Genomic DNA, 4891 nt, shown 5'->3' on the forward strand with positions numbered 1-4891 from the left:
AATGGGGAATGGGGAATGGGGAATGGCGCGGCTACAGCCGGGGAGCGACGGTGGCGCGCGCTTCGTCGGACGTGATCACCGGCCACACCTCGAATTCCACCAGGTCCTCCCAGCGCGAGATCCACTCGTCGAGGAGGGCCCGGTCGTCGCACTCCATCACCTGGAAGCAGCGCGCGAGGTCGTCCTGCACCCAGCTCGCCACGTAGCGCAGCCCCTCCGGCGCCATCCGCCCCTGCTCCGCGAACCGGCGGTACACCGGCACCGCGTCGCCCCCGCGGAAGTTCTCAACGATCATGTAGAGCATGCGTTCCGCCTCAGCTTCCTGTGAGGTGCTCGAACAGCCCGCTAGCCCCGCGCACACCCATCTTGCGCACCGCGGCGGTGTGCGCGGCCGCGGCGGCCTCGTCCCATCCCGCCCCGCCGACCAGCGATGTGAAGAAAGTCGCCCCCCACACGTCGCCGCACCCGGTGGGATCGCCCGTGCAGGGGCGGCTCGGGTAGCGGCTCGCCGCAAGCGGTCCCCCAACCTCCCTGCGCGACTCCGGCCAGCAGCGCGGATCGGCCGGGATGTCGGCGCCCCGCAGGATCGTCGCCCCCTCCACGCCGTGTGTGACGGCCACCACACGTGGACCGGCGCCCATCAGCGTCGCCGCCGCGTCGTCTCGCGAGTCCGCTCCAGGGGCGAGCATGCGCAGCTCGTCGTCGTTGAGCTGCACCGCGTCGAAGGAGGCCGCCCAGCGCTCCCACTCCGGCAGGTGGCGCATCACGCGCGTTCCCGCGCCGGGGCAGCCCAGGAAGAGCGAGTGCAGGTCGGCGTACAGCGGCCCGGCGAACTCCGCGCGCAGCCGCTCCGTCGCCTCCAGCCCGATCTCGAAGCCTGAGAAGTAGTTGACGTACAGCGCATCCAGGCCGGCCACGCGGGGCGCCAGCTCGTCCCAGGTCCACGCTTCGACGCCGCCGGTCAGCCGCTCGCCGCGCCGCGCGTCGTCGGTGTAGCGCAGCTCGACGCGGTTGTTCGGCTCCGGCGCCGCCACCAGTGCCGATTCCGCGTCCACCCCCGGCAGCGCGGCGGCAAAGGCGCGGGCCTCGTCGAAAAGGTCCTGCCCCACGCGTGCTACCGCCACGATCTCCCACCCGTCCGGACGTGCGGCGGCGGCGGCGGCCAGCGAGTACGCCAGCCCGCCCCAGCTCTCGAACGGCCGCCCCGCCGCCTGGTCCTCCAGCGTCCAGATGCGGTCCCAAACGAACGTGCCGAGGATGCCGAGGCGAAGGGTCACGATTGAGGCATGGGAACGGGGAACGGCCGGATCGAAATGCGGTGAACGGGCGGCGCGCATGGCCGGGCACGGGCAGCCACATGGGGCGGCCCCTACGAAGGTCGGTGCGCAGCGCAGGCGGGGGAGCGGCGTCGGGCACGGGCGCGATGAATCGCGCCCCTACAAGGATCTGTGCAGCCGGAGGGCAGTTCTCCCCCTCACCCGCCCTGCGCCCCCGCAGGCGGGGGAGGGGGCCGGGGGGAGGGGGCCTCACATCGCCCCGTAGTTCTCCTTCTTGAACACCCCCGCCGCCCCCACCACCCCCGCCGTCCCCGGCAGCTCGGCGGGGACGATGCGGCAGCACTCCTGCGCGGAGCGGAAGGCGCGGCGGCGCACCTCGGCGATCAGCGGCACGAAGAGGTGGTCGCCCGCGCGCGTCACGCCGCCCGCGATCACCACCATCTGCGGATTCAGGATGTTGATGATGCTCGCCACGCCCGATCCCAAAAAACGGGCCGTGTCCTTCATCACCTCGGTGGCGTACGGATCCCCCAGGACGGCGGCCTCGTAGACGGTGGCGGCGGTGATCTCCTCCAACCTGCCGTCCACCATCTCCTCGAGCATCGACTCGGCGCCGGCCTCGATCCCCTCGGTGGCACGCAGCGCGATGGCGGGGCCGCTGGCGTACTGCTCCAGGCAGCCGTAGTTGCCGCACTTGCACTTGCGGCCGTTGCTGTCGATGGTCATGTGGCCGATCTCGCCGGCCACGTCGCTGCACCCGTGGTAGATCTCGCCGTTCAGCACGATTCCGCCGCCGATCCCCGTCCCCAGCGTGAAGCCGACGAGCGACTGCGTGCCACGCCCGGCGCCCAGCCACCACTCGCCGTAGGTGGCGCAGTTGGCGTCGTTGTCCAGCGAGCAGGGGAGCTTGACGGCGTTGGAGATCAGGTCGCGCAGCGGGAAGTTGCGCCACCCCAGGTTCGGCGTGTTGATGACCGTGCCCGTCTTGCGGTTGAGGGGGCCCGGCGAGCCGATCCCCACCCCCGCAACGGCCGCGCGCGTGGTGCCGTGCGCCTCGGCCACCTCGGCGATGGCGTCGTTCACCATGTGGACGATGCGGTCCACCACGAACTTGGCCCCGCGGTTGGACTCGGTGGGGAGCGTGCGCAGCCCCAGCACCTCCCCGCCTTCGATGGGCACAAGGCCCACGACGACGTTGGTGCCGCCCAGGTCCACCCCCACGATCCAGCGCTTCTCGGCCTTGTCCGCTGTCATGCGTGTCCTGATGAACGGTTCAGCGCAGCACGCGCAACGTAGGATCCGGTGCCAGCTCGGCGATTCCCTGCTCCGCGCGCACCAGCCGCTCGCGCGTGATGGCGTCGAGGATGGCGCGGTTGGCGCTCACCACCTCGGGGCGCCGGTACGGACGGTCGTGGTGCAGATGCAGCGCGACGGCGCGGTGGCGGATCTGCATCCCCCTTACCCCCGCGTTCTCCAGGCGGTACCCCAGCGCCCGGTCCAGCCCGCCGTACCCCATCTTCCCTTCGAAGCCGTTCACCCGCAAGATCGCCTCGCGCCAGGTGGAGGCGTTGTTCCCGTGGAAGTGCGCGGCCGTCGGCGTGATGCGGTCGAACAGCGCCGCCAGCTTCGGCGAGCGCACCAGGCGCAGCGCGCGGCGCCCCGGCCTCCATCCCCGCGCCCAGAGCCAGCGCAGCTCGGCCACGCGACCCGACGTCACGTCCTCGACGGTGATGCGCTCGCTCACCCCGGCCGGGAGCTTCAGGGAGCCGCCCGCCAGGTAGCGCCCCGGCCGGGCCAGCGCGCGGTGCACCTCCACCACGTCGCGACGCGGAATGCAGTCGCCGTCGGTGAAGAGGAGGTAGTCGCCGCGCGAGGCCACGATGGCGCGGTTCAGGATCTCCGTCTTCCTGAAACCGCGGTCTTCGTGCCACACGTGCACAATGTCCATTTTCGACTCGGCGCGCACGCGGCGGATGAGCTCGGCCGTCTCCGGGCCTGACCCGTCGTCCGCCACCACCAGCTCGAAGTCGCGGTCCGTCTGGACGGCGTATCCCCAGAGGACGCGCTCCAGGAAGTGCGGCTTGTTGTAGGTGGAGACGATCACCGACAGGCGCATCGCCGCCCTTACCGCGCCGCCGGAGTGCAGAGCAGCTCGCTGGTCGTCCTCACGTCGTCGCCCAGAATGGGACGGCAGGCGTACCCGGCGCCCTCCAGGAACGCCAGGCAGGCGCGGTGCACCTCCACTCCGTGCGTGGAGAGGAAGAGGACGGGGCGGTGCCGGGCCAGCGTGTCGCGCGCGCCCTCCAGCACGGCCCCCTCCGCGCCCTCCACGTCGACCTTCATCGCCGACGGCGCGATCCCGTGCTCCGCGCAGAAGTCGTCCAGCCGCACCGTCCTCACCTCCGCGGTGCCGTCCGCCGACAGGTGCCCCGTCCCGCTCCCGCTCCCGAAGCCGAAGCGCGCCGTGCCGTTCGCGTCGGAGACGGCGGCCTCGGTCACGCGCACGTTCGCGAGCCGGTTGATCTCGGCGTGGCGGCGCAGGAAGGCGGCGTTGACGGGGTTCGGCTCGAACGCCCACACCGCGCCCCGCTCACCCGCCAGCACCGCCGAAAGCACGGTGTAGTAGCCCACGTGCGCCCCCACGTCCAGCACCGTTGCGCCGGGGCGGACGTGCTCCTCGAACAGCCGCGTCTGCTCCGGCTCGTAGCTGCCGCCCAGGATGCGCAGGATCTTCCCGCGGCTGGCGGGGAGCCACCAGCGCCCGCGCAGCCGCCCGCCCACGATCGGCAGCCTCATCGCCGCGCCGGGCCAGCGCACTCACGCACTAACGCACTCACGCACTCCCTCATTCCCCGACCCGCAGCACGGCCAGAAACGCCTCCTGCGGAATCTCCACCGTCCCCACCTGCTTCATCCGCTTCTTGCCGGCCTTCTGCTTTTCCAGGAGCTTGCGCTTGCGGGAGATGTCGCCGCCGTAGCACTTGGCAGTCACGTTCTTTCGCATCGCCGAGATGCTCTCGCGGGCGATGACCTTGTTGCCGATCGCGGCCTGGATCGCCACCTCGAACATCTGCCGCGGGATCAACTCCTTGAGCTTTTCCGCGATGTTGCGCCCGTACTCCTGGCTCTTGTCGCGGTGGATGATGACGCTGAACGCGTCCACCGGCTCGCCGTTGATCAGCATGTCCAGCTTGACCAGCGGGTTGGCGCGGTACTCGGAGAAGTCGTAGTCGAACGATGCGTAGCCCCGCGTGGCGGACTTGAGCTTGTCGTAGAAGTCGAGCACGATCTCGCCCAGCGGCAGGTCGTACGTCAGCTCCACGCGCTGCGGATCGGGGTAGCTCATCCCGCGGAAGTCCGCGCGCCGCTCGTGCGCAAGCCTCTGTACCCCGCCGATGTAGTCCGCGGGCACCAGAATGCGCGCGGTGACGTACGGCTCCTCGATGCGCGCGATCTTGGTGGGATCGGGGAGGGCGGAGGGGCTCTCCACCCAGAAGTCCTGCTCGTCCGTCATCACCACGTGGTACTTCACGTTGGGCACGGTGGTGATGATGTCCAGGTCGAACTCGCGCTCCAGCCGCTCCTGGATGATCTCCATGTGCAGGAGCCCCAGG

6 protein-coding genes are annotated in these 4891 nt (G+C 70.8%); all 6 read right to left on the reverse strand.

The features are described from left to right. Window positions 1–31: 31 nt before the first annotated feature. Window positions 32–304 (reverse strand): DUF3303 family protein, encoded by a 273-nt coding sequence (locus VF647_01840; protein ID HEX8450804.1) that lies wholly within the window; start codon window positions 302–304, stop codon window positions 32–34. Between the two features lie 10 nt (window positions 305–314). Continuing rightward, on the reverse strand, window positions 315–1277 hold the full coding sequence (locus VF647_01845; protein ID HEX8450805.1) for a carbohydrate kinase family protein: 963 nt from the start codon (window positions 1275–1277) through the stop codon (window positions 315–317). A 249-nt stretch (window positions 1278–1526) separates the two neighbouring features. Continuing rightward, window positions 1527–2531, reverse strand: coding sequence for an ROK family protein (locus tag VF647_01850; GenBank protein ID HEX8450806.1), 1005 nt, complete (start codon window positions 2529–2531; stop codon window positions 1527–1529). A 19-nt stretch (window positions 2532–2550) separates the two neighbouring features. After that, complete coding sequence (locus VF647_01855; GenBank protein ID HEX8450807.1) at window positions 2551–3393, reverse strand: glycosyltransferase; 843 nt, start codon at window positions 3391–3393, stop codon at window positions 2551–2553. An 8-nt stretch (window positions 3394–3401) separates the two neighbouring features. Next, window positions 3402–4073 (reverse strand): FkbM family methyltransferase, encoded by a 672-nt coding sequence (locus VF647_01860; GenBank protein ID HEX8450808.1) that lies wholly within the window; start codon window positions 4071–4073, stop codon window positions 3402–3404. Window positions 4074–4122: 49 nt separating this feature from the next. Next, window positions 4123–4891, reverse strand: a 769-nt coding sequence (locus tag VF647_01865; GenBank protein HEX8450809.1) for an elongation factor 4, incomplete at its 5' end; no start/stop codon positions are given.

The sequence above is a fragment of the Longimicrobium sp. genome, assembly GCA_036387335.1.
GTDB lineage: Bacteria > Gemmatimonadota > Gemmatimonadetes > Longimicrobiales > Longimicrobiaceae > Longimicrobium.

Coding starts and splice junctions, on each gene's coding strand:
- VF647_01840 (HEX8450804.1), bottom strand. CDS start 304: ATGCTCTACATGATCGTTGAGAACTTCCGCGGGGGCGACGCGGTGCCG.
- VF647_01850 (HEX8450806.1), bottom strand. CDS start 2,531: ATGACAGCGGACAAGGCCGAGAAGCGCTGGATCGTGGGGGTGGACCTG.
- VF647_01855 (HEX8450807.1), bottom strand. CDS start 3,393: ATGCGCCTGTCGGTGATCGTCTCCACCTACAACAAGCCGCACTTCCTG.
- VF647_01860 (HEX8450808.1), bottom strand. CDS start 4,073: ATGAGGCTGCCGATCGTGGGCGGGCGGCTGCGCGGGCGCTGGTGGCTC.